Source organism: Hymenobacter busanensis, from assembly GCF_008727865.1.
GTDB classification, from domain to species: domain Bacteria; phylum Bacteroidota; class Bacteroidia; order Cytophagales; family Hymenobacteraceae; genus Solirubrum; species Solirubrum busanense.
Genome location: NZ_VTWU01000002.1, coordinates 635,788 through 659,924, shown reverse-complemented (window position 1 = coordinate 659,924; position 24,137 = coordinate 635,788). Strand labels below are relative to the sequence as shown.

The 24,137-nt window shown below is 62.7% G+C and carries 24 protein-coding genes; 17 read left to right on the top strand and 7 right to left on the bottom strand.

Translation table 11 applies throughout. From position 1 onward, the window contains the following. The first annotated feature begins 36 nt into the window (after nucleotides 1–36). Nucleotides 37–3,453: a preprotein translocase subunit SecA gene (secA, locus tag F0P96_RS07275; RefSeq protein ID WP_151078168.1), complete on the top strand. Its 3,417-nt coding sequence runs from the start codon at nucleotides 37–39 to the stop codon at nucleotides 3,451–3,453. Nucleotides 3,454–3,612: 159 nt separating this feature from the next. Here secA and F0P96_RS20920 read toward each other — a convergent pair whose 3' ends face one another. Further along, nucleotides 3,613–4,155, bottom strand: a complete 543-nt coding sequence (locus tag F0P96_RS20920) for a cupin domain-containing protein (protein WP_160620365.1) — start codon at nucleotides 4,153–4,155, stop codon at nucleotides 3,613–3,615. Nucleotides 4,156–4,263: 108 nt separating this feature from the next. Between F0P96_RS20920 and F0P96_RS07265 the strand changes: the two genes are divergently transcribed. The 8 genes from F0P96_RS07265 (at nucleotide 4,264) to F0P96_RS07230 (ending at nucleotide 11,473) form a co-directional block, all read left to right on the top strand. Then, entirely contained in the window at nucleotides 4,264–5,250 is a 987-nt protein-coding gene (locus F0P96_RS07265) for a helix-turn-helix transcriptional regulator (RefSeq protein ID WP_151078167.1), read from the top strand. A gap of 63 nt (nucleotides 5,251–5,313) precedes the next feature. Next, nucleotides 5,314–6,024: a deoxyribose-phosphate aldolase gene (deoC, locus tag F0P96_RS07260; RefSeq protein ID WP_151078166.1), complete on the top strand. Its 711-nt coding sequence runs from the start codon at nucleotides 5,314–5,316 to the stop codon at nucleotides 6,022–6,024. Next, nucleotides 6,005–6,562, top strand: coding sequence for an SPOR domain-containing protein (locus tag F0P96_RS07255; protein ID WP_151078165.1), 558 nt, complete (start codon nucleotides 6,005–6,007; stop codon nucleotides 6,560–6,562). Before deoC ends, F0P96_RS07255 begins: the two co-directional genes overlap by 20 nt. Nucleotides 6,563–6,565: 3 nt before the next feature. Continuing rightward, nucleotides 6,566–6,961 (top strand): hypothetical protein, encoded by a 396-nt coding sequence (locus F0P96_RS07250; RefSeq protein WP_151078164.1) that lies wholly within the window; start codon nucleotides 6,566–6,568, stop codon nucleotides 6,959–6,961. 90 nt (nucleotides 6,962–7,051) lie between these two features. Beyond that, complete coding sequence (locus F0P96_RS07245; RefSeq protein WP_201743936.1) at nucleotides 7,052–8,239, top strand: M20 metallopeptidase family protein; 1,188 nt, start codon at nucleotides 7,052–7,054, stop codon at nucleotides 8,237–8,239. A gap of 57 nt (nucleotides 8,240–8,296) precedes the next feature. Continuing rightward, nucleotides 8,297–9,088 (top strand): DUF2490 domain-containing protein, encoded by a 792-nt coding sequence (locus tag F0P96_RS07240; protein WP_151078162.1) that lies wholly within the window; start codon nucleotides 8,297–8,299, stop codon nucleotides 9,086–9,088. A 229-nt stretch (nucleotides 9,089–9,317) separates the two neighbouring features. After that, nucleotides 9,318–9,764 carry an Hsp20/alpha crystallin family protein gene (locus tag F0P96_RS07235; RefSeq protein ID WP_151078161.1) on the top strand — a complete coding sequence of 149 codons (447 nt, stop codon included), beginning with the start codon at nucleotides 9,318–9,320 and terminating at the stop codon, nucleotides 9,762–9,764. A 209-nt stretch (nucleotides 9,765–9,973) separates the two neighbouring features. Further along, nucleotides 9,974–11,473 (top strand): Do family serine endopeptidase, encoded by a 1,500-nt coding sequence (locus tag F0P96_RS07230; RefSeq protein WP_235917417.1) that lies wholly within the window; start codon nucleotides 9,974–9,976, stop codon nucleotides 11,471–11,473. 75 nt (nucleotides 11,474–11,548) lie between these two features. Here the strand turns inward: F0P96_RS07230 and F0P96_RS07225 are convergent, their stop codons facing one another. Further along, entirely contained in the window at nucleotides 11,549–11,974 is a 426-nt protein-coding gene (locus F0P96_RS07225) for a hypothetical protein (protein WP_151078160.1), read from the bottom strand. Between the two features lie 184 nt (nucleotides 11,975–12,158). Between F0P96_RS07225 and amaB the strand changes: the two genes are divergently transcribed. Continuing rightward, a complete protein-coding gene (amaB, locus tag F0P96_RS07220) occupies nucleotides 12,159–13,757 on the top strand; it encodes an L-piperidine-6-carboxylate dehydrogenase (RefSeq protein ID WP_151078159.1) in 1,599 nt (532 codons plus the stop codon). A 60-nt stretch (nucleotides 13,758–13,817) separates the two neighbouring features. Here amaB and F0P96_RS07215 read toward each other — a convergent pair whose 3' ends face one another. After that, a complete protein-coding gene (locus F0P96_RS07215) occupies nucleotides 13,818–14,348 on the bottom strand; it encodes a hypothetical protein (protein ID WP_151078158.1) in 531 nt (176 codons plus the stop codon). Between the two features lie 244 nt (nucleotides 14,349–14,592). Between F0P96_RS07215 and F0P96_RS07210 the strand changes: the two genes are divergently transcribed. The 5 genes from F0P96_RS07210 (at nucleotide 14,593) to F0P96_RS07190 (ending at nucleotide 18,495) form a co-directional block, all read left to right on the top strand. Beyond that, nucleotides 14,593–15,156, top strand: a complete 564-nt coding sequence (locus F0P96_RS07210; protein WP_151078157.1) for an RNA polymerase sigma factor — start codon at nucleotides 14,593–14,595, stop codon at nucleotides 15,154–15,156. Between the two features lie 100 nt (nucleotides 15,157–15,256). After that, on the top strand, nucleotides 15,257–15,979 hold the full coding sequence (locus F0P96_RS07205) for a hypothetical protein (RefSeq protein ID WP_151078156.1): 723 nt from the start codon (nucleotides 15,257–15,259) through the stop codon (nucleotides 15,977–15,979). Nucleotides 15,980–15,996: 17 nt separating this feature from the next. Next, complete coding sequence (locus F0P96_RS07200) at nucleotides 15,997–17,241, top strand: hypothetical protein (protein ID WP_151078155.1); 1,245 nt, start codon at nucleotides 15,997–15,999, stop codon at nucleotides 17,239–17,241. 143 nt (nucleotides 17,242–17,384) lie between these two features. Next, entirely contained in the window at nucleotides 17,385–17,945 is a 561-nt protein-coding gene (locus F0P96_RS07195; protein WP_235917416.1) for a PPC domain-containing DNA-binding protein, read from the top strand. Nucleotides 17,946–17,985: 40 nt separating this feature from the next. Beyond that, nucleotides 17,986–18,495, top strand: a complete 510-nt coding sequence (locus tag F0P96_RS07190) for a PaaI family thioesterase (RefSeq protein ID WP_151078154.1) — start codon at nucleotides 17,986–17,988, stop codon at nucleotides 18,493–18,495. A 42-nt stretch (nucleotides 18,496–18,537) separates the two neighbouring features. Here the strand turns inward: F0P96_RS07190 and F0P96_RS07185 are convergent, their stop codons facing one another. Both F0P96_RS07185 and F0P96_RS07180 read right to left on the bottom strand, forming a co-directional pair. Continuing rightward, nucleotides 18,538–20,061, bottom strand: coding sequence for a diadenylate cyclase (locus F0P96_RS07185; RefSeq protein ID WP_151078153.1), 1,524 nt, complete (start codon nucleotides 20,059–20,061; stop codon nucleotides 18,538–18,540). 160 nt (nucleotides 20,062–20,221) lie between these two features. Further along, nucleotides 20,222–21,031 carry an energy transducer TonB gene (locus F0P96_RS07180; RefSeq protein ID WP_151078152.1) on the bottom strand — a complete coding sequence of 270 codons (810 nt, stop codon included), beginning with the start codon at nucleotides 21,029–21,031 and terminating at the stop codon, nucleotides 20,222–20,224. A gap of 115 nt (nucleotides 21,032–21,146) precedes the next feature. On the opposite strand from F0P96_RS07180, the gene F0P96_RS07175 reads away from it, so the two are divergent. Together F0P96_RS07175 and F0P96_RS07170 are read left to right on the top strand one after the other, a co-directional pair. After that, on the top strand, nucleotides 21,147–21,590 hold the full coding sequence (locus F0P96_RS07175) for a RidA family protein (protein ID WP_151078151.1): 444 nt from the start codon (nucleotides 21,147–21,149) through the stop codon (nucleotides 21,588–21,590). A gap of 498 nt (nucleotides 21,591–22,088) precedes the next feature. After that, nucleotides 22,089–22,964, top strand: coding sequence for a cyanophycinase (locus F0P96_RS07170; RefSeq protein ID WP_151078150.1), 876 nt, complete (start codon nucleotides 22,089–22,091; stop codon nucleotides 22,962–22,964). Between the two features lie 100 nt (nucleotides 22,965–23,064). Here F0P96_RS07170 and F0P96_RS07165 read toward each other — a convergent pair whose 3' ends face one another. Both F0P96_RS07165 and F0P96_RS07160 read right to left on the bottom strand, forming a co-directional pair. Next, entirely contained in the window at nucleotides 23,065–23,373 is a 309-nt protein-coding gene (locus F0P96_RS07165; RefSeq protein ID WP_151078149.1) for a KGG domain-containing protein, read from the bottom strand. Between the two features lie 189 nt (nucleotides 23,374–23,562). Then, complete coding sequence (locus F0P96_RS07160; RefSeq protein ID WP_151078148.1) at nucleotides 23,563–23,913, bottom strand: STAS domain-containing protein; 351 nt, start codon at nucleotides 23,911–23,913, stop codon at nucleotides 23,563–23,565. Nucleotides 23,914–24,137 lie beyond the last annotated feature (224 nt).

Genomic DNA, 24,137 nt, shown 5'->3' with positions numbered 1-24,137 from the left:
GTGCGCCCCGGCGTTTTTCAGCAAACTTCTAGCAGCATGTTCGATTTTATCGGGAAGGCCGTCACCAAAGTCTTCGGCACCAAGTCGGAGCGGGACTTGAAAGGCATCATCCCCTACGTGGCGACCATCAACGCCGAATACGCCAAACTGGCAGGCCTCTCCGACGACGAGCTGCGCGGCCAGACCGACCAGGTGCGGGCCCGCATCAGCGAGCATCTGCAAGCCATCGACGCCCAGATTGCCGCCCTGCACCAGCAGATTGCCGACCAGCCCAACCTCGACATTCAGCAGAAGGAAGGCATTTTCGAGCAGATTGACGCGCTGGAAAAGCAGCGCAACAAGGAGCTGGAAGTGGTGCTGCTGGAAGTACTGCCGCAGTCTTTCGCAATTGTGAAGGAAACCGCGCGCCGCTACAAGGAAAACGGCCAACTGGTGGTTACGGCCACCGACTACGACCGCGACTACGCCAGCCGCAAGTCCAACGTCACCATTCAGGGCGACAAGGCCATCTGGTCCAACCGCTGGACGGCTGCCGGCGCCGAGATTGTGTGGGACATGGTGCACTACGACGTGCAGCTGATTGGCGGCGTGGTACTGCACCAGGGCAAAATTGCCGAAATGGCCACCGGTGAGGGCAAAACCCTCGTCTCGACCCTGCCCTCGTTCCTTAACGCGCTGTCGAAGCGCGGCGTGCACCTGGTAACCGTCAACGATTACCTGGCCAAGCGTGACTCGGAGTGGAACGCGCCGCTGTTCGAGTTCCACGGCATCACCGTCGACTGCATCGACAAGCACCAGCCCAACACGCCCGGCCGCCGCGCCGCCTACCAGGCCGACATCACCTACGGCACCAACAACGAGTTCGGCTTCGACTACCTGCGCGACAATATGGCGCGCGAAACCGACGAGCTGGTGCAGCGCAAGCACCACTACGCCATGGTCGACGAAGTGGACTCCGTGTTGATTGACGATGCACGTACGCCGCTCATTATCAGCGGCCCGGTGCCCAAAGGCGACGTGCACGAATTCCTGATTCTGAAGCCGCGCATCCAGCGCCTCGTAGACGAGCAGAAGAAGCTGGTGCAGCAGTACTTGCTCGACGCCAAGCGCCTCATCAAAGAAGGCAAAGACGGTCCCAAAGACGGCGAAGGTGGTCTGGCGCTGTTCCGCGCCTTCCGGGGCCTGCCCAAGAGCAAGCCGCTCATTAAGTTTCTCTCGGAAACCGGCAACCGCGCCATTCTGCAGAAAACGGAAAACCACTACCTGGCCGACAACTCGCGCCAAATGCCGCAGGCCGACAAGCCGCTGTTCTTCACCATCGACGAGAAGAACAACCAGATTGAGCTGACCGAGCGCGGTGTCGACCTGATTACCGGCCAGGGCGAAGACCCGCACTTCTTCATCCTGCCCGACATCGGTTCGGAGCTGGCCGCCATCGAGAACAACAAGACCCTGGGCGCCGACGAGAAGCTGCACACCAAGGAGCATCTGATGCAGGATTACCAGGAGAAATCCGAGCGTATCCACACCATCAACCAGCTCTTGAAGGCCTACACCCTATTCGAGCGCGACGACCAATACATCGTCACCGACGACCACAAGGTGAAGATTGTGGACGAACAGACCGGCCGCGTGATGGAAGGCCGCCGCTACTCCGACGGCCTGCACCAGGCCATCGAGGCCAAGGAGAACGTGCGCATCGAAGACGCTACGCAGACCTACGCCACCGTGACGCTGCAGAACTACTTCCGCATGTACCACAAGCTGGGCGGCATGACCGGCACGGCCGAAACGGAAGCAGGCGAGTTCTGGGAAATCTACAAGCTCGATGTGGTGGTGATTCCCACCAACCGCGGCATTCTGCGCAAAGACCAGCACGACAAAGTCTACAAGACCACGCGCGAGAAGTACAACGCCGTGGCCGAGGAAATCCAGGAGCTGGTAAAAGCCGGCCGCCCCGTCCTCGTGGGTACCACGTCGGTCGAAAACTCCGAAATCATCAGCCGCATGCTGAAGCTGCGCGGCATCCAGCACCAAGTGCTGAACGCCAAGCAAAACCAGCGCGAGGCCGAAATCGTGGCCAACGCCGGCTACCCCGGCACCGTGACCATTGCCACCAACATGGCCGGCCGCGGTACCGACATCAAGCTGCGCGAAACCTCCAAGGAATCGGGCGGTCTGGCCATCATCGGTACCGAGCGCCACGAGTCGCGCCGGGTAGACCGGCAGCTGCGCGGCCGCTCGGGCCGCCAGGGCGACCCGGGTACCTCGCAGTTCTTCGTGAGCCTCGACGATAACCTGATGCGTTTGTTCGGCTCGGAGCGCATTGCCAGCCTGATGGACCGCATGGGCCTGCAGGAAGGCGAGGTGATTCAGCACGCCATGATTACCAACAGCATCGAGCGCGCCCAGAAGAAGGTCGAGGAAAACAACTTCGGCATTCGGAAACGCCTGCTGGAGTACGACGACGTGATGAACGCCCAGCGCGAAGTGGTGTACTCGCGCCGCCGCAACGCCCTCTTCGGCGAGCGGCTGGAGCTGGACGTGCTCAACATGATCTACGACGTGAGCGACGACATCGTGAGCGGCCACAAGATTTCGGGCGACTACGAGGACTTCAAGCTGGCCATCATCCGCGTGTTCGGTTACGATACGCACATTTCGGCTGCCGAATTTGCCGCTACGCAGGCGCCGGCCCTCATTCAGAAGCTCTACGGCGAAGCGCTGGGCTACTACCAGAGCAAGAATGAAGTCATTGCCGAGTCGGCCCTGCCGCTGGTAGTGGACCTGCTCAACCAGCAAGTACCCTTCGAAAACATTGCCGTACCGTTCTCCGACGGCCGCAAACAGGTGCAGGCCGTGGCCAACCTGGAGCGCGCCCGCCAGAACCGCGGTCTGGAGTTGATTCGCGCCGCCGAGAAGGTGATTGTGCTGGCCCTCATCGACGAGGCCTGGACGCAGCACCTGCGCGCCATGGACGACCTGAAGCAGGTGGTGCAGAACGCCGTGTACGAGCAGAAAGACCCGCTCTTGATTTACAAGTTCGAGTCGTTTGAGCTCTTCAAGCGCATGATTAGTAAGGTGAACGAAGACACCGTGTCGTTCCTGTTCCGCGCCGACATTCCGGCCTCGCAGAACAGCCCGATGGAGGAGCCCGAAATTCATTTTGAGGAAGCCGTGCAGGCCCCGCGCGCCCCGCAGCCCAAGCTCAAGGCCGAAAAGGAAGTGTCGTCGGCCTCGCTCGGAGCAGGGCAGGAAGACCTCGAACAAGCCCACGCCCTGGGCCTGGAGCCCGCCGTAGCCGAAAAGCAGGTGCCGGTTCGCTCGCAGAAAGTGGCTAACCGCAACGACAAAGTGAGCGTGCAGTACATGGACGGCCGCATCGTGCGCGACGTGAAGTTCAAGAGCGTAGAAGAAGACGTGCTGAACAACCGCGCCGTGCTCATCGACTAAGACCTCGGATTCCGACGGATTTTTCGGATTCCCCGGATTTTAGCTTCGCTGATCTTCGATTGTGGACAATAATAAAAACGCCCCGGCTGCACAGCCAGGGCGTTTTTATTTGTGGTGCTTGGGTGAAATGATGCGTTTCCGCGAAAGGAAGGCAGGGCGTTACTGCGCCAGATACGGGCGCAACTCCCGGTCGAAGCGGCCGTCGGCGAGGGCGCGGCGGGCACTGCGGCGCAACAGGGGCATCACCAAGCTGAAGAAGCCGGGTACGTTGGTGTCGGACAATTCTACCACCACGCCCATCTGCCAGAACTTGGCCAGGCCGCCGTCTTTTTTGAGGCGACCATCGGCCGCCAGCCCGTAGACGATTTTGATGACTTTCTCGAAGCCCACGTGGCCGGGCGTGAGCGTAACGCGGAAGCGGGCCGGCGCCTGGCTTTGGTTGAAGAACCGGTGCACCGATTTGCGCGGGGCCACGGCCGTTTCGCCCGGCTGCAATACCTGAACCTTGTTGCCGACCTGAATGCTGACCTCGCCCTCAAGGCATTCGAAGATTTCGTCGAAGGACAGGTGGTAGTGCAGGCCGTTGCCGCCGCCGGGCGCCAGCGTCACGTCGATGATGGTGGTGCCGTCGCCGGGTTCTTCCGCAAACTGCTGGAAGTAGATCTGGTCTTTGATCGAGGGATTTTCGAAGTTGCGTTTCATAGCGGTTGGGTAGGGTGAGAAGTGTAGCCCAAAGGTCTGACCCACCGCCTCGGGCGGCTTTGCCGTCCGGGAGTTTCGCTTTTCCCAAACGGAGTTATTTTCGTCGGCATGGCCACCACCTACTCCGCCCGCATCGAAGAGCTTCGGCTGCTCGACCCCAGCCAGTACCGGCCGGAGGGCGACCTGCTGACCGGTGGCGCCACCTGGGATGTGCCCGCGCACGTGGGCAGCGTGGTTTCGAGCGAAGTAGTGCTGCCGGGGCGCCTGCACATCATGGAAATTGCCGGGCCGCTGCACCGGCCCCTGGAAATTCGGGAAGCCGATGCCACGCCCTGGGTGGGCATGCTCTACCAAATGAGCGGCAGCAGCCAGTCGGGCTCGGCCTATACCAAGCCCTACGAGGTAACCGGCGGCCACCACAACTCCATCTACGACGTGGGCACCACCACCCGGCACCTGCTCACGCCCGACCGGCAAGGGCAGTTTCGGGCCATTCATTTGGGCCTAGACCCGGCGTTTTTTCGGCAGCTCATCGAAGGAAACGACGAGTGGCTGCCGCTGTACGAAAAGCGCCTGCGCCACGAGCAGTCCTTCATGAGCCTGCCCGCCGCCGTGGCCGCTCGCCCCGTAATCCGGCAGTTGCTGGAGCAGCTGCGGCAGTGTCCCTACAGCGGCGTGCTCAAACGCATGTTCATTGAGGGGCGCTTCCTGGACCTGTTTGCCGAGCAGCAGCGCCAGTACCGGCAGGTGCACCACGCCCGCGCCAGCGCCGCGCTGCCCCACGCCCAGCACGAGTTGTTTCACGCCATTCGTGCCTACCTCGATGCGCACTACGCCGCGCCGCCGACGCTGCTGGAGCTGGCCCGGCTTTTTGGCATCAACGACTTCAAGCTGAAAAAAGGCTTCAAGGAAGTGTGCGGTACCACCGTGTTTGGGTACATCGCCGAAAAGCGGCTCACCGAGGCCCGTGCCCTGCTCGAAACTACGGCCCTGCCGGTGCAGGAAGTAGGGGAGCAGGTCGGCTTCGTCAATGCCGCGCACTTTGCTACCTGCTTTCGGCGCAAGTTCGGGCTGGCGCCGTCGCAGGTGCGGTAGCGTGGCTGGCTTCCCGGCCGCGGCGGCGGATTATTTACCTTTGTCGGACTTTTTCCCCGCGCTATGCACGACCCCCACAACCTCGCCGGCCGCATCGACCACACCCTGCTGCGGCCCGATGCCACCCGCGCCCAGATCGAGCAGCTGTGCACCGAAGCCCGCGCCGCCGGGTTTGCCAGCGTGTGCGTGCCGCCGCACTACGTGCCGGTAGCCGCCGCTGCGTTGCAGGGTTCGGGCGTGGCGGTATGCACCGTAATTGGGTTTCCGCTGGGCTACAGCACGCCGGCCGCCAAGCAGGCCGAAGCCGCCGAAGCCCTGCGCCACGGCGCCACCGAGCTGGACATGGTGCTCAACAACGCCGCCTTTGCCTCGGGCGACGACGCGCTGGTGCAGCACGATATCGAGCACCTCGCCCAGCTCTGCCACCGCCACGGTGCCTTGCTGAAAGTCATCATCGAAACCGCACTGCTCACGCCCGACGACATCCGGCGGGCCTGCGACCTGTGCGCGGCCGCCGGGGCCGATTTCGTGAAAACGTCCACTGGCTTTGCCAGCCGCGGGGCTTCGGTAGACGATGTGCGGCTGATGCGTGACCAGTTGCCGGCCCGCATCCGTATCAAGGCTGCCGGGGGCATTCGCTCCCACGCGCAAGCCGTGGCGCTGGTGCAGGCCGGAGCCGACCGCCTCGGCGCTTCCGCCGGTCTGGCCCTGCTCGTGCCCGACGATGCTCAACCCGACGCTTCCGCCGCTGCCCATGAACCGACTGCTTACTAACCTGCTCGTGCTGCCTGCTTTGCTGCTGCTCGGCGCCTGCGCCGCGTCCACCCCGGCGGCTACCGCCACCACCGCCCCGCCCGATACCACGCGCCCCGCTTCGGCCAAAACGGCTGCGGTTGCGGCCGAAGACCTGAGCAAGTACCGCCCGGTATTTACGCCGCCCGCCCTGCCGAAAGCCACGACCGGCGCGGCCAAGCCCAACGTGACGCCCACCGCCCACGTCAACGCCCTTATCGACCAGCGGCTGCGCGACCAGGCTTACACCAACCAAAACGTGAAGTACACCAACGGCTGGCGCATCTTGGTGTACATCGGGCTGGAGCGGCAGGACGCCATGAACGCGCGCCGCGCCATCATCAGCCGCTACCCGCAGGAAACCGACTACCTCACCTTCAAGCAGCCGCTCTACCGCCTCTTCATCGGCGACTACACCACGCGCCTGGAGGCCGAGCAGGCCATGCTGCGGCTGCGGCCCCTGGCTCCGAAGGCCGAAATGCAGGCCACGCAGGTGCTCATCAACAAAACCCGCTTCTAGCCGATGCCGCTCATCCGGGAGTTGCAGTGGGACGAGCTGGATTTGCTGCAGGGTGTGGAAACCATTCCCACCGAAGGCGCTGACGGCAGCCTGCACTACCGCCTGCGCCACGAGGGCCTCGTGCTGCTGCTCTCGCTCTGGCCTCACCACGGCTTGGTGGACGTGACGCTGGTGCAAGCTGCCACCGAGGCCGCGCTGCTCGATCTGACGGTGGCCGTGCGCGGCCGCATCCGCTACAACAACGACAAGGGCGGCGAGTACCTCGCTTTCCACGACTGCGTGCTGGTGAGCCGCCTCGCGTCGAGCGAAGAGCAGCTGGAAGCCGCCTTCAGCCCCAACGCCTACGGCCGCCACATGACGGTGGCCACCCGTCCGCACCTGAGCGTGCTGTTTGAGTGAGTGGGAAAGCGCACCTTTGGCTAAGCCCCGCCCGAAGCGCCGCGCCGTCTACGAAATCCGATAAATCCGCCTAATTCGCCCGAATCCGTGATTCAGCCCGAACGCATCCGAGAACTAGCCGCTGCCCAGGCCGCCGACGTGGTGGCCCTGCGTCACCATTTGCACGCTCATCCCGAGCTGTCGTTTGAAGAGCACGAAACCGTGGCATTCGTAAAGCAGCAGCTCGAAAGCCTCGGCCTGAAGCCGCAGCCCATTGCGGGCACCGGCTTGGTGGCCCTTATCGAAGGCCGCAACCCCGGTCGCCGCGCCGTGGCCCTGCGCGCCGACATGGACGCGCTGCCCATTCAGGAGCAGAACGAGGTGCCCTACCGCTCCCAAAACCCCGGCGTGATGCACGCCTGCGGCCACGACGTACACACTTCGTCGCTGCTGGGCGCGGCGCGCATTCTGGTGCAGCTGCGCAACGAGTTCGAGGGCACTGTCAAGCTCATGTTTCAGCCCGGCGAAGAGCGGTTGCCTGGCGGCGCGTCGGTCATGATTCGGGAAGGGGTGCTCGAAAATCCCGCGCCGCAGAGCGTGCTGGGCCAGCACGTGTTTCCGCAGTTGCCGGCCGGCAAAATCGGCATTCGGGCCGGGCGCTACATGGCCAGCACCGACGAGCTGTACCTGACCGTGCGCGGCAAGGGCGGGCACGGCGCCATGCCCGAGCAAAACCTCGACCCGGTGCTGGTGGCGGCACACCTCATTGTGGCCGCGCAGCAGATTGTGAGCCGCCGCGCCAATCCCAAAATGCCCTCGGTGCTGTCGTTTGGCAAAGTCATAGCCAACGGCGCTACTAACGTCATTCCCAACGAAGTTTATATCGAAGGCACGTTCCGGACCATGAACGAGCAGTGGCGCCAGGAAGCCCACCAGCACCTGCGCCAGCTCTGCGAAGGGCTGGCCGCCTCGATGGGCGCCGAGTGCGAGCTGGAAATTCGCAACGGCTACCCCTGCCTCGAAAACGACGAAGCCACCACCGCCCGCACCAAGGCCGCCGCCGAAACGTACCTCGGTGCCGACAACGTGGTGGAGCTCGACCAGTGGATGGCCGCTGAAGACTTCGCCTACTTTTCGCAGGCCGCGCCCTCGTGCTTCTACCGCCTCGGTACCCGCGCCGCCGACGGCCGTTTCGCCTCGTCGGTCCACACGCCCACCTTCGACATCGACCACGCGGCCCTCGAAACCGGCCCCGGCCTGATGGCGTGGCTGGCCCTGCAGGAGCTGGCGGCGGAATAAACCACAGCTGGCGGCCACAGGAGGTAATATTTACGCGTGCAACTGTTTGTTTCTACGATGAAATTCTGGACGATTTTTCCCGTTTTGGCTTGTGTGGCGGTGCTCGGTCACGAAGCCACGGCCCAGCGCCGCGCCACCAACCCCACGGCACTCTGGCCCGAAGTGCAGCTGGAACTGGCCCGCCAAAGCGGCGACTATTTCTGGCTGGCCCTGCACGGGCAGCGCAGCACCGACAACGACATCAACCAGGCCGGCCCGTTCTACCAATACCACGCGCTGGGCGGCTACGAGCATTTTTTGTCTGACCATTGGAGCATCGGGGCCAATGTGCGCTACCAGCACGAGCCCGGCACCAATTTGCTCTTGCCCGAAGGCCTGTTGCGCCACCGCGGCGACCTAGGCGGCATCACCTTCGGCCAGCGGCTGAGCCTGGAATATGCCTTCCGCAAAGCGCCGGCCCGCAAAGAAGGGCTGGCCCGCCTGCGCTTCGATGCTTACCGCAGCTTCACCGTCGGCCGCCTAGCTCTGCGCCCGCGCCTGGCCTTCGATGCCGGCACTGTGTTGCGCATTCAGCCGCCCGACGAGCAGCCCAATGAGCGAACAATCGACCAGACGCGCTTGCGGGCGGAGGTGGGCATCCGCCTGTCCGACCACGTGGACCTGACGCCCTACTTCCTGCGCCAGTCCGACTACTTTATCACCCAGCCGCAGTTCGACCTCAACGGGAACATCACCATTTCCGGCGGCAGGCGCAACCTTATTACGCCCGTCGTAGGCCTGGACCTGCGCTTTACGCTCTTCGAAGGGCAGAATGCGTTTGAGCGCGTGCAGCTACCGACGCAGCATTAAAACGCGTTCAGACATTATGTCTGAATAGCTGCTTGGTTGAAAAGCGCCGTTCGGCTCTTTGTTGACGCTTTCACTAATCGGTTGCATACAGGTTGTCCGTAATGCAAGTTGATAAATTGTCATTTTGTCATTGAAAAGTGATTGGTACAGATTTTACTAAAAGGGAAATGTGTCAGCCAGAAACTGACATTCAACTCCTGATTCTGAACCCACTTTCATCCTTACTACAATGGCAACTTTGATGACCACCCCGAACTCGGCCCTGCGTCCGTCGCGGGCTTTCAATGCCATGTTCAACCAGCTGCTGAGCGAAACGCTGCCCGGCGTGAACCGGCCGGCCGAAGGCTTTGTGCCCGCCGCCGACGTGCTGGAAACCGCCAACGGCTACGAGCTGCTGCTTACGCTGCCCGGCGTACCCAAAGACTCGCTGACCATTGACGTGCAGCAAGGCACCCTCACCGTGAGCGGCGAGCGGAAAGCCCCGGTTGCCGAAGGCGAAAACGCTCCGAAACTGCGCCGTATGGAGTCGAGCTACGGCTCGTTCTCGCGCCAGTTCCGCCTGCCCGACAACGTCAACGCCAAAGCCGTAGAGGCCGAACTGACCGATGGCGTGCTGCGCCTCGTGCTGCCCTACGACGCCGACAAGACCGCCCGTTTCCAGATCGAGGTGCGCTAAGCGGCCCTTCCCCAACAAAAAAGGCACCGCTTGTTGGTGCCTTTTTTGTGCCGCTTGCGGTTATAGCTATGCAACCCTATACTGGCGCCGGGGTATCTGGCGTTAGAAGGCGCACCCCCGAAACCGCGGAAGATTTTTTCATAGCATCCTCACGCGGCTTTCGTATTTTAGATTCCGAACTACCAACCCACATTACCCCTTTCCTACCCATGCAAGCCAAACAAATGATGCTCGGCCTAATGGCCTCCGCCGTTCTGGGCGGCAGCGTCGCCGTTGGTGGGTACAAGCTGCTGGAGCCCGCCCGTACGGCCGAGCCCCAGGCGGTAGCCACCGACCCGAACGTGCGTTACACCAGCGCCCTGCGCAGCTCCACGTACGCCGTACCCGAGGGGCTGAACTTCGTGGCGGCGGCCTCGGCCGTAACGCCGGCGGTGGTGCACGTGATGACCGAGTACGCGCCGAAAATGTCGCAGAACGACGCCATTCGGATGGACCCGTTCCTGCGCCAGTTCTTCGGCGACGATGCCGACGGCTTCCGCGGCCAGTCGGGGCCGCAGCAAGGCTCGGGCTCGGGCGTGGTCATTGCCGCCAACGGCTACATCGTGACCAACAACCACGTCATCGACAAGGCCGACAAGATTGAAGTCGTGCTCGACGACAAGCGCAAGTACAGCGCCACGCTCGTGGGCACCGACCCCAACACCGACCTGGCCCTGCTCAAAGTCGACGCCGACAACCTGCCCTACGTGCGCTACGGCAACTCCGACAACGTGAAAGTAGGGGAGTGGGTGCTGGCCGTGGGCAACCCCTTCAACCTGAACTCGACCGTTACCGCCGGCATCATTTCGGCCAAAGGGCGCAACATCAACATCCTGCGCGACCGTGAAGGCATGGGCATCGAGTCGTTTCTGCAAACCGACGCCGTGGTAAACCCCGGCAACTCGGGCGGCGCGCTGGTAAACCTGAACGGTGACCTGATCGGCATCAACTCGGCCATTGCCTCGCGCTCGGGCTCGTTTGAAGGCTACTCGTTTGCTGTGCCCAGCTCCATTGTGAGCAAGGTGGTCGACGACCTACTGAAGTACAAAGTGGTGCAGCGCGCCCTGCTGGGCGTAAACATCCGCGAAGTGGACGCCACGCTGGCTTCGGAGAAAAAGCTGAAAAACCTCGACGGCGTGTACGTGGTGGGCATGGGCAAAACCAGTGCTGCCGCCGACGCCGGCCTGAAGGAAGGCGACGTCATTACCGAAATCAACGGGGTGAAGGTGAACACCGCCTCGCAGCTGCAGGAGCAAGTGGCCCGGTTCCGCCCTGGCGACAAGATTAAGGTGAGTTACCTGCGCGACGGGGATACCCGCACCGCTACCGCCACCCTGCGCAACGCCACCGGCACCACCGACATTGTGCGCGAGGAAACCGGCGCGGCCGTGGAGTACGAAGGCGCCAAGTTTGCCCCGCTCAGCCGCCAGGAAGCCAACAAGCTTGACCTCGACGGCGGCGCGAAGATTTCGGGCGTGCGCGGCTCCAACTTCCGCGAAACCGGCATTGCCGACGGCTTCATCATCACCCGCATCGACAAGAACAAGGTGACCAAGCCGCAGGACGTGAAACGCTACCTCGAGGCCGCCAAGGGCAACCAAGGGGCGCTGGTGGAGGGCGTATACCCCGACGGCCGCAAAGCCTACTACCCAATTGGGCAGGTAGACTAATCAGCTAGCCAATCAAACAAAAAAGCCCTTGCCGCACCGGCAAGGGCTTTTTTGTTGCCCAATATGAGACGGGAGCTAAACGGTTTCCTGCGTCAGCCACTGTAGGGCTTCGCTTTCGTTGGTGAACAAGGCCAGGTGAAAAGGGCGCTCCGGATGCGTGAGCAGCTGGGCGTTGGCGGTGCTGACGGGGTTTTGCCACACGTCCGTAAACTGTGCGGCCGACATGAGGCAGGCCATGCGTACCGGCTCGGCAAAGTGCGCATAGAGGCTTGGCAGAAACAAATCGTGCAGCCAGTGGCCGTACTCAGTCGGCAGGGGCAATTGGCGGTGCTGCAAATCCATGAGCCAACGCGGGGCCCGAAACCGCACACCGGCGTCGCGCACGGCCTCGTAGCCGGCTTGCAGCTCGGCCAAGGTTACGAAGCGCAGCCACGTACCCACCAGAATATCCGGTTCGGGACCGTGGGCGAGTTGTAAATAATCGGTCGTAAAAATGAACATACCGCTTGCCAGCAGAAATAGAGGCTGCAAGTTACGGTATGTGCGGCGGCAGCGAAGCCGCGTTGGCCGGATGAGGCTGCCGGCTGTTTCAACGGTAGGTTTTGCCATGGCGCCCGGCGGTATTTCTTAGCTTTGCCGTCTGAACCTCACCCGCGGCGGGGCCGCACCTAACCCTTTCCCACGCATGAAATTAGCCATCGAAGAAGCCACCGCCACTGGCACCGACATAACCGACCACGACCACCACGGCATTCGGCAGGTGTTGCGCCAGCTTGGCATTCAGGACCACAACCCGGCCTTTAGCACGGGCCTGCAGTGGGGCGGCGAAGGCAACACGAACACCCGCACCATTTCGTCGCCCACCGACGGCAAGCGCATTGCCACGGTAGCCCTGGCCACCGCCGACGACTACGAGCAGGTGGTGCGCAAGGCCGAAGAAGCCTTCAAAACCTGGCGGCTGGTGCCGGCGCCCAAGCGCGGCGAAATCGTGCGCCAGATTGGCAACAAGCTGCGCGAGTACAAAGACGACCTGGGCAAGCTGGTGAGCTACGAGATGGGCAAAATCCTGCAGGAAGGCCTCGGCGAAGTGCAGGAAATGATTGACATCTGCGACTTTGCAGTGGGCCTCTCGCGCCAGCTGCACGGCCTGACGATGCACTCGGAGCGCCCGGCGCACCGCATGTACGAGCAGTACCACCCGCTGGGCCTGGTGGGCATCATTTCGGCCTTCAACTTCCCGGTGGCCGTGTGGAGCTGGAACGCCATGCTGGCCGCCGTGTGCGGCGACGTGAGCATCTGGAAGCCCTCGGAGAAGACCCCGCTGGTGGCCGTGGCCGTGCAGCACATCATCAAGGATGTACTGGCTGAAAACGAGCTGCCCGAAGGCATCTTCAACGTCATCATCGGCGACGCCGAGATTGGCGCTAAAATGGCCGCCGATATGCGCGTGCCGCTGGTGTCGGCCACGGGCTCGACGCGCATGGGCAAGAAAGTGGGCGAAGTAGTAGGTGCCCGCCTCGGCAAGGCCTTGCTGGAGCTGGGCGGCAACAACGCCATCATCCTCACCGAGCACGCCGACCTCGACATTGCCATCCGCGCCGTGCTGTTCGGGGCCGTGGGCACCGCTGGCCAGCGCTGCACCACCACGCGCCGCCTCATCATTCACGACTCGATTTACGACGACGTGAAGCAGCGCCTGCTCGCAGCCTACCCCAAGCTGCCCATCGGCCACCCGCTGCAGGACGGCAACCTAGTGGGCCCTCTCATCGACACCGACGCGGTGCAGTCGTTCACGAAAGCCCTGGAGGCTGTGCAGGCCGAAGGCGGCACGCTGCTCACCGGCGGCCAGGTACTGAGCGGCGCCGGCTACGAAACCGGCACCTACGTGCAGCCCGCCTTGGTGGAAGCCAAGAACGAGTACCACACCGTGCAGGAAGAAACCTTTGCGCCCATCCTGTACCTGATCAAGTACTCGGGCGCGGTGGAAAACGCCATCGACCTGCAGAACGGCGTGCGCCAGGGCCTCTCGTCGAGCATCTTTACCCTGAACATGCGCGAAGCCGAGGCATTCCTGTCGGCCACGGGCTCCGACTGCGGCATTGCCAACGTGAACATCGGCACCTCGGGTGCCGAAATCGGCGGTGCGTTTGGCGGCGAGAAGGAAACCGGCGGCGGCCGCGAATCGGGCTCCGACGCGTGGAAAATCTACATGCGCCGCCAGACCAACACCATCAACTACTCGACGCAGCTGCCCCTGGCGCAGGGCATCAAGTTCGACATCTAAGCCGAGGCGTTGCCAACGCAAAACGGGCCGTTTCCTGCGCAGGAAACGGCCCGTTTTGCTTTATTGGTCTTTGATGAGAAAGTCGCCGTGGCCTTTGAAGCGCAGGCCCTGGTCGTCGTAGAAAACATAGTAGATGCGGTACAGCTCGTCCTGCTTGAACTTATCGGCCGGAAAGTCGAGCACCAGCTTGTAGTCGTTGCGGCTGTTGGGTGTCACCTCCGCACTTTGCGTGGCCACCTTGCGGTACTTCTTGTCCACCATCACCAGCCGCAAGTGCAGCGGGTTGGCGTTCTGCAGGTTGGTGTAGAGCGTGGCTCGCCGCTCGGCCGGGGCTATCGGGTTCGGAAACAAGCTCATGCTCCGGTACCCGCCCGCCCCCGCGCCGTCGACCTGTACCGACAAGTCGTCGAACAGCTTCCGCTCCACCTTCTTCCAGTCGCCGTCGGCTTTCCAGTCCGAATCATCACCTCCGAAGGGAACGTTCCGCTGGTCGCGGTAGGCAATGCTCGGGTCGGGGCCGAAATCGACCTTGCGGCAAGTGGTGAGCGTGGCCACGGTTGCGGCCGCCAGCAGCCAAGTAGTGATGTGCATAACAAGAGATAAAAGAAGAAAGGACGCGCTAGGTTCCGGTAACAAAACTAACGGCTGGGTTCCAATTGAAACATGCACCTTGGCATGCCCCACAACCTCTGCGCCGGGTGCAACCTCTGGCAAGCGGGCCGGGTCTTTCTCCTGTAAATGATTCGAGAGCGTGGCAAATGTGCAGCCGATGACCGAACTTTATCCACCGCCCTCTGCTCATCACCCCGAAAGCCCGACCCAACCTGCTGTGCCCATGGAAGCCGTTGCTTACGTAGACATCAATGCTCCGCTGGTGGAGCGCTGCCGCTTGGGCGACCGGCGTGCCCAGGCTGAGATTTACAAGCGCTACGCCAAAGCCATGTTCAACGCCTCGTTGCGCATCACCGGCGACTACGCCGAGGCCGAGGACGTGCTGCAGGAATCTTTCCTGAGCGCCTTTCGCGAGCTGCACACCTACAAAGGCGACTCCTCGTTCGGCTCCTGGCTCAAGCGTATCGTCATCAACAAAAGCATCAACTGCCTGCGCAACCGGCGTCTGCAGCTGGTGCCGCTGGCCGAGCAGCACGACGGCGCCGGCGCCGATGAACCCGTAACCCCGGGCGAGGCCGACGACGTACAGTGGCGCGCCGACGTGCTGCGCCGCTGCATTCAGGACCTGCCCGACGGCTACCGCGTGGTACTCACGCTCTACCTGCTGGAGGGCTACGACCACGGCGAAATTGCCGGCATCATGAACATCACCGAGTCCACCTCCAAGTCGCAGTACAGCCGGGCGCGCAAAAAATTGCTCGAGCTGGCCAAGCAACACGGACTCTAATTCTCGATAAAATACGTTTCACTGACAAGGACCGATCGGCGCTAGCCACCCACCCGCGCCCCGGTCCTGGGGAGCCCCTGTGCGAAAGACTATGACTGCCATGAAACCCAACTCCGGACTTGAGGCCTTCGTCGACCGGCACCACGCCGACCTCGACGCCTTCGAGCCGCGCCCCGACCTCTGGGACGCCATCGAAGCGCGGCTCGACGAGCCGGCCACCGACGACACGACGCCCACCCACGTCGTGCCGCTGATTCCACCCATGCCCGCAGCCGCCGTACCGGTTCGCCGGTTCCAGAGCTGGCCCCAGTATGCCGCGGCGGCTGCCGTAGCGCTGGTGCTGCTGGCCGGCGGCTACGGCCTGCGCCGCGCCGACGCTCCTGTTGCTACGGATACCCTGGCTACCGAACTGCCCGCCAGCCAGTCGCAGCCCGAGGCTGTGACCAACATCGTGGGCATGCCCGAACCGATTGAAGTATCGGCCAGCAGCCCGGCCAAGCGTCTGGCTTCTGCGGTCCGCAGCATGGAAGCCTACTACGCGTCGCAGATTCTGGAAAAGCAACACGAGCTGCGCCGCCTCGATGCCGAAGCCAAGCCCGGGACGGCCCCCGCTACGACCGAATGGAAGCAGGAGCTGGTGGCTCTTGACTCGACCTACCGCCAACTGCGCACCGAGCTCTACCGCAACCCCGACCCCGACGTGGTGCTGGAAGCCATGAGCCGCAACCTGCAGATTCGGCTCGACATCCTGAACCAGCAGCTGCGCACACGCGAACAGATTCAGCAGTACCACGACGAGGCCTACCTCGCCACCGCCAAATAAATAATTTGCTACCCCGCATGGCCACATACCCGCTTCGCAACGCAAAAGCCCGGCTGCTGCCGTGGCTGACTGTGCTGGCGCTGCTAGCCGGGCCCGCTGCGGCGCAGAACGGCCAGCCAGCCAAGGCCAGTTTGGCAGCCCCGTGCCCCCCGGCCGACCATTTCTGGGAGCAAATTCCCGAGCCCAGCCTGCAGAACGGCCAGAACGGGCAAAATACCTCAGCCGGCGTACAGCCCGAGCCATCGGCCGCACCGGCCATCGAAAAAAGCCGCAAGCTGAGCCGCACGTTTAAAGCGCCTGCCGGCCGCGCCCTCACGGTAGATACCCGCTACGGCCGCGTGCAAATCAATACCTGGGCCCGCAATGAGGTGAAAGCCGAGGTCGACATCATTTCGCGGGCCGACAACGAGCAAAAAGCCCAGCAGCTGCTCGACATGATTCAGGTGCTGACGCAGGAGCTGGCCAATACCGAAGGCGGCATTACCCTGCGCACCCAGTTTGGCGAAATGCCCCGCGAATGTTGGAGTCGCCAGCGCCTGTACGAGGTGAATTACACCATCTGGATGCCCAAAAGCACGCCGCTGAAAGTGCGCAACAACTTCGGCGACGTGACCATCAGCGGCGACCTGACTGGCACCGCCGACTTGGCTCTGACTTATGGTACCCTGCGCACCGGCCGCCTCGACGGCCCCCGCAACTCGGTGCGCGTGAACAACAGCGCCGCCACCGTGCAGTACGCCCGCCAGGCCTCCATCGATGCTTCCTACTCGCGACTGCGCTTGGATGCCGGCCACACCGTAGACCTGCGCAACAACGGCTCCGATATTGACATGGGCACGGTGCAGGATTTGGCGGTGCACAGCAAGTACGGCGACGTGAGCCTGGGCACTGTGCGCAACCTGCAGGGCAGCACCGGCTACTCGCGCTTCAGCGTCGATAAAGTGTCGGAGCAGCTGAATATGAAGGTGCAGTACTGCCCCAATTTCGAAGTGCGCACCACCGGCCCCAACTTCCGCAGCATCAACGTCGACGGCGGCTATAGCACCATTCTGCTGAATTTCCCCGACGATGCCGGTTTTCTCTTCGATGTGAATGCCGAAAACGGCAAGCTGCTCATCGACAAACGGCTGGTACAGGTGAAAACCGAAGAAAGCAGCGCCTCATCGAGCGAAATGCAGGGGCGCTACGGCACGCCCCAAGCCAAGTCGGCCGGCAACGTGAACGTGAAGGCCCGCTACAGCAGCATCAGCTTCAACCGCTAAACAATCCGGTTGCGCTGGCGGTAACGTACGGTAGGTAAGAACTTGAAGGACCCAGTGCGGGAGAAGTGAAGGGAAAAAGCCGGCTGCAACCGGCTTTTTCTGTTTTTCGGCGCTGGGGTTGCGGGCCGACTATCTTTGCCCTCATGCGTTGTCGTTTCGTCGGGTGGGCCTTGCTGGCGGGGCTTGCCGCCGCCACTGCCCAGGCCCAAACCCCTGCTGCCATGCCTGCCACCACCGTTTCCAAGCCAGTGCCTTCGGCCATGTACACGTACGCCCTGCGGCTGCGCCCCGGCGCCGACCTGCGGCAGGAACTAGTGGCGTTTGCGGCCCGTCAGCACCTGAAAGCCGGCGCGATGCTCACCTGCGTGGGCAGCCTTACCCAGGTCACGCTGCGGCTGGCCAACCAAGAGGGGCCTACGGTGTACCGCGGCCACTTCGAAATCGTATCCTTGGTGGGCACGCTGGCCGAAAACGGCAGCCACCTGCACCTGTCGGTAGCCGACTCCACCGGGCGGACCATCGGTGGGCACTTGCTCGACGGTAACGTGGTGTACACCACTGCCGAACTGGTGGTGGGCGTGCTTGAAGACGTGGAATTCGGGCGCGAAACCGACCCCACGTTTGGCTACAAAGAACTGGTGGTGCGGCCGGCCGCGGCAACGGGCAAGCGCACCACGCGGCCTGTCGCGCCTAAAAAGCCCTAACTTTCTTGCTAGGCGGCCCCGTAGCTGCTGCTTGTGCCCTATGTCCGTTCTCGTTCCCGATTCGCCCCGCCTGGCGGCTTTTCGTCGCAACCTGCTCAACCCGCTCAAGCTGCGCCTGTTTGCGCTGCAGCGTTTGCCGATGGCGGCGCTGGCGGGCCTGCGCGTCACGCAGCTCACCAACGAGGCCGCTACTGTGACGGTGCCCTTCAAGTATCTCACCCAGAACCCCTTCCGTAGCATCTACTTTGCTTGCCTGAGCATGGCTGCGGAAATGGCGTCGGGCATATTGGCCATGATGTACACCAGCACCAACGAGCAATCGGTATCGATGCTGGTGGTGGGCATGCAGGCCGAATTCACCAAGAAAGCCGTAACGCGCATTGCCTTCACCAGCACCGATGGAGCGGCTATTGCGCAAGCCATTGCCGAAAGCTGCGCTACCGGCGAAGGCCGCACCGTGGAGTGCACCAGCACCGGCCGCGACGAAGCCGGCGACGTGGTAGCCGTGTTCCGCATCACGTGGTCGTTTCGGGCCAAGAAAAAAGCGTAGACGGGGCTACCCAGCTACGCTTTTTCTCTTGAGTGAAAAGTGCTATTCCGCTTCCGGCAAGTGGTCTTTGGCCAGAATATCCACCAAACCGTCTTCGCTCACCACAATGGCAATGCACGGGTACGGGCTGCTTTCTACGTAGCGTAGCGCCGAGTTGTAGCGGGCGCCGCGGGTGCTGGAGCCGCGGCCCGAAGCTTTGCCGTCGAGAATGACGCCGATGGAATAGCAGTAGGCCTCGGGGTCGAGCAGCACGGCGCCGTCGATGGCGGTGACGAGGCGCGTGATGAGCGGCGTGAGCTGCACCGGGTCGATGAGCGTGCACTGCAGCTTGAGGCGGTCGGCTTCGGCCAGGGCCTCGGAGGTAATGACCATAAGCGTGCCCTTGGGCTGGCGGCTGGCTTCGAGCAGTACGTCCCAGAGGCGCTCTACCTTGTCGGAATTGGTGATGCCGAAGGTGTGGCGCAGGCTGCGGCGAAACTGGCTCCGGCTCAGGCGCGTGTGCGGCAGGCTGGGCAGGCCGTAGGAAGCGCGCATGAGCACCCGGCCCGCGTGGCGGAACTCCCACACGTAGTGGTTCACGAAGCCGATAACGAAGAGGTCTTCGCGGGCGGCATCGTAGTCGCCCACGAGGCGGCCCATGGCATACACGTTCTCGCCGTCGGCCAGCAGGCACACGTCGTTGCTGGTCATTTGGAGCAGCTTGCGCACGGCCCGGTAGTCGGTGAGCGGGGTGGGGCAGGTGAGGGCGAAAATCTCCTCGATGTTGGGGTGGTAGCGCCGGGCCAGCAGCAACTGGCCCACGCCCGCGGTGCCTTCGTAGCGCAACGACGAAATGGTGTTGAGCGTGGCGAAGAGCTTGGCGTTGGAAGGGTCGTTGCTCAGGGCCTGGGCCGGCGTATCCATCAGCAGCTTGCCGGCGGCCCGAATGATTTCGTCGGCGTCGCGGGGGCGGGCCAGCATGCTCATGCCGGGCGTGGGTTCCAGCAGCGCCTTGGTGCATTCTTCGCCGAAACGCAGCATGGCGGCCTGCACCAGCGACGCGGCCAGGGGCTTGCCGTCGGTGTAGTAGCGGCTGGACTGCAGCGCCGGCTGGGTGCGCAAGGCCTTGCGGCGTACCCGCAGCACGGCCACTACAAAAAACGAATCGATGCGGACTGGCAGGCTGGCAAACGACTGCTGTCCGCTGGTGCCGTCAAAAGCGTCGAGGGCTTCCTGCACGGCGTGGCGCAGGCTGATGGTTTCGCGGCGCCGGCGGGCGGTTTCGCGGCCATAAAGCACGTTTTCCTGCGCCGTGTGGGGCTGATGCAACTCCTTGGAGCGAGCCAGCACGTTGGCAAACCGCTCGGCGGGGTAGCCGCAATCCTCCGGCTCCAAGCAAACGGGCATCGTGCCATCGACGGGAATACCGAGCAAGGCCACCGACGGCTGCAGGTCGGCGTCGAGGTCTTCGAAAATGGCGGTGGCACTCGTTTGCGCCGCCCGCTGAAACTGCGCCTGGTACGGCCAAATGGTGTAGTCGTCGGCGGGGGCGAGGGAGGCGGGCAGTACCGGAAGGGGGGAAAGCATAGCGGCGGGGACAGGAGCTAGAACTACCCTCAAGCAGACGTTTTTGTTTACGCAATACTTTAACCCGGGACCAAAACAGCTGAAATGAGTCGCAAACGACACCGCCGCCCCCGCGCCTGATGTTTAGGCGCGGGGGCGGCGGTGTCGTGGCGCCCTGGTATTAGAGCTGAAACAGAATCGGTAGCACCATTTTTTGGCGGACGGGTTGGCCCTTGTACTTGGCCGGCTCCCATTTCGGGCTGGCTTTGATGAGGCGTATGGCTTCCTCATCGAGGCCCGAGCCGAGGCGCTTCACCGGCTTGATGTTGCTGAGCGAGCCGTCTTTCTCGATCATGAATTCCATCATCACCTTGCCCTGAATTTTGCGCTGCCAGGCCAGGGCGGGGTACTTCTGGTTTTTCTGCACCCACTCAAAAAAGGCATCGGTGCCGCCCACGGGCCGCGCGGGCTCGTCGGGCGTAACTACTTGCGGACCAGCCGAACTTGATGCGGCACCGGCTGCCACGCCGGCTTGGGCCGCCGGATCTTGCGGAGCAGCGCCTCCGGCGCCCAGGGGCATTTTAAACGTGATGGGCACCGTTACGCGCTGGCGCACCACGCCGCCGCGGTGCTCGGCGGGTTTCCAGCGCGGGCCGGCCTTAATCAAACGCAGGGCTTCGGCGTCGCACTCGGGCGAGAGGGACTTGGTAACGGTCCAGCCCGAGGTGTAGCCGGTTTTCTCCACCACAAACGTGGTTTCCACGGTGCCCTCCACACCAGCCTGCAGCGCAACGGTGGGGTAGTTGAGTTTGTCGCCGAGGTAGTTGGCGTAGGCTTCCACGCCGCCGATGGGCACAGCAGGCTTTTCCACGGCATCGTAAATGTCGACGGGAGAGGCTTTGGGGTACTTGAGTTTTTGCTGAGCCAGCGCAGCCGGAGTAGCCGCCAGCAGCAGGGCCGCCAGCGTGCCAAAACGAAACAGACGAATCATGGGCAGGGAATACGAATACGAGAGGAGCAGGAAAGTGGGTAGGCCCGGGGCAACAACCGCACCAGCAGCCGGATGCCCGCTGCCCAAACTACCGAAAAGCCCCTAATTTCGGCCCATGAGCATTTCCTCTTCCCCCGATTCTTCGGCCCTGAACTCGTCGCGTGCGCCCGAGCCGGTGGGCCTGTACCCGCACGCCCGGCGCGTGGGCAACCTGCTGTTTCTCTCGGGTGTGGGCCCGCGCCAGCGCGGCGAAAAGCACGTACCCGGCGTGGAGCTTGACGAAGACGGCAACATCCTGCGCTACGACTTCGAGCGGCAGTGCCACGCCGTGTTTCAGAACGTGCGCTACATCGTGGAAGAAGCCGGAGCCCGCTGGGAAGACTTGGTGGACGTGACCGTGTTCCTGACCAACATGCAGGACGACTTCTCGACCTACAACCGCCTCTACGCCGAGTATTTTGCCGGCGCGCAGCCCTGCCGCACCACCGTTGAAATCAACTGCCTGCCTACGCCCATAGCCATCGAACTGAAATGCATTGCCTGGGTGGGCGAGCGGTAGCGCGGCAACACCGGCGGGCATAAAAAAAGCAGGCCGCTCGTCACGGCGCAACACCACACCTGAGGTTGCGCCTAGTTGCCGCATTTGACGAGCAGCCTACCACTACAAAGGAACGGCACCGATTTCCTGCCACCCCGCTGCCAATACGGATTCTGCGGGGCGACAAGTACGGTTTTAGGAATGCGTAGTGGCGTTGGGCCAGCGCGTAAACCGAGTCGTTGAAAGCCCTGCCGCAGCAAATGCTGAGTGTATACCGCAAGCCGTGGCAGGACTCGGATTTTTACGGGGCGAAGCCGCGGGAAAACACGTAAATTTTCTAGTTGTCGGCCAAGCCAGGTGCTTTGCGGTGGCTCATACGGCCGGGTATAAGCTGCTGAGTGCAAAAAAAATAGCGGGTGGCAAGCTGGCCTCAAGATTCCTTTTGGCTGTCGGCTGCTGCGCATCCGCGGCAGGGGAGGGCGCGTATTACACTCGCCGCTGTACCGATATTCCCTGCCCATGCCCACTCGCAAAAAGACGGCCGCTCCACGCACAGCATCTACTAACTGCCCCCATCCCAAAGGTATTCTCATTGCTATTGGCGGCCACGAACAGAAAGAAGGCCAGCCTGACAGCGACGAAATGGCCGCCGACAGCATTCTACAGCGTTTTGTTGATGAATTAACCGGCGAAGGACCGGTGGTAATCATTCCTGCCGCGGCGGAAAAGCCCGAGGAAGCCGCCGACGACTACGTTAAAACCTTCACCGATTTAGGCGTCAAGCACGTGGAAGTGCTCGACGTGCGCAGCCGCGACGAGGCCAACAACCCCGACGCCATTCGCCTGCTCGATTCCGCGGCGGGCGTGATGTTTACCGGCGGCGACCAGCTGCGCCTCACTGCCCTGTTGGGCGGCACCGATATGTTGCGCTGCATGAAGGAACGCTACGCCAACCACCGCTTCGTTATTGCGGGTACTAGTGCCGGCGCCGCTGCCATGTCGACGCCCATGATTTACCAGGGCCGCAACGACGCCGGCTTCCTAAAAGACGAAATTCACGTGACCACCGGCCTGCAGTTCATGCACGACGTGGCCGTGGACACCCATTTTGTGGCCCGCGGCCGCATCGTGCGCATGGCCCAGATCATTGCCACCAACCCCGGCTGCATTGGGCTGGGGCTGGAAGAAGACACGGGCGTGGTCGTCACCAACGGTTGTGAGCTGGAAGTCATCGGCAACGGCATGGTGGTGATAGTCGACGGGCGGGAGTGCGACGGCAACACCATCTACGACATCAAGCCCGGCGAGGTATTCTCCATCCGCGACTTGCGCATTCACTTGCTGGCCCGCGGCCAACGCTACAGCATTCCGGTGCTGGAGCAGATGTACGTATAGTGCGGCCGCGGCACCCGCAAGCATGCAAAAAGGCCCCGGACAACGTCCGGGGCCTTTTTCATAGCTCAGAGTAATGGGACAGAAGTAGTAGCAGAATAACTTAACGGTTGCCGGCGCTGGAGTCGTTGCGCGGGCTGCTGCCCTGGGCGTTGGCGTTGCGGGTGCCGCTGGCCATGCCGCCTTTGCGGCCGGCTTCGCGGGCTTCCTGCGAGGTCCACTCGTGGCCGCGGCCGCTTTGGTGCGAGGCGCGTCCACCTTCGGCTGCAATGCGGCGCTGCTGCTCGGGGTCCATCGAGGCGAAACCGCGGTTGCTGGTGCCGGAGGTGGTGCGGGCTTCTGCGCCTTTTTTACCGGCCTGCGAAGATTGCTGCGAGCTGCTGCCGCGCGGGGTTTGGGAGTTTGTTGCCATGGTGTTGGGGTTGTGAGGATGAGACGGAGTTGATTAGAACTTGCTGCTTTTAACGGTGCCGCTGCTCGATAGGCCGGCTCATAGCAGCATTAAAAGGCCATTTTGGGCGCATTTACCGAGTTTTACGGAGCAGGCCTCCGTATTAAAACCGACGAGCTGCACCGCTTGAACAGAAGCACCAGACCCAACCTATGCTGCTGGGCGGGCGCGGTATTCGGGCCGGAAGTGCGACGTGGCGGCCAGCTCAAAAACAACGTCTAGGTGCAGCAGGCGCAGCGCGCGGGCAAGGGTGTTGCCCACGTTGTGCAGCATAATCTGCACGCCGGCCCGGCGCATGAGCAGTAGCTGCGAGACGAAATGGCAGACGCCGTGGGTGCGCAGGCAGCGCACGTCGTCGCAGTCGATGAGCACGTAGAGCGGCTTGCGCTGGATGTCGGGGTCCTGGGCCAGGGTGCGGGCCAGCTCCACCGGCGCAATGGCGTTGAAGTTGACGCGCACAATGCGGGCCGTAGGGTGACGGCGGGACGTAAAGCCAAGCATGTTTTTCGGTGCTAAGAGGTAGGGGACGGTAGCCGCAACTAAAGCAGCCGGACTGGCTGGCAGAAACCGTTCGGCTCAAAGCCAATCCAAACGAATCTAGTGAATACTAGATTGAATTAACCCCGTGTAAATAACCATTTTACCTCGTCCGTACTAGCCGCACAGCCTACGTACTACTGCGTAATCTTCGGCCAAACGCAGCAATTCCCCCGCCGAAGGCGTTA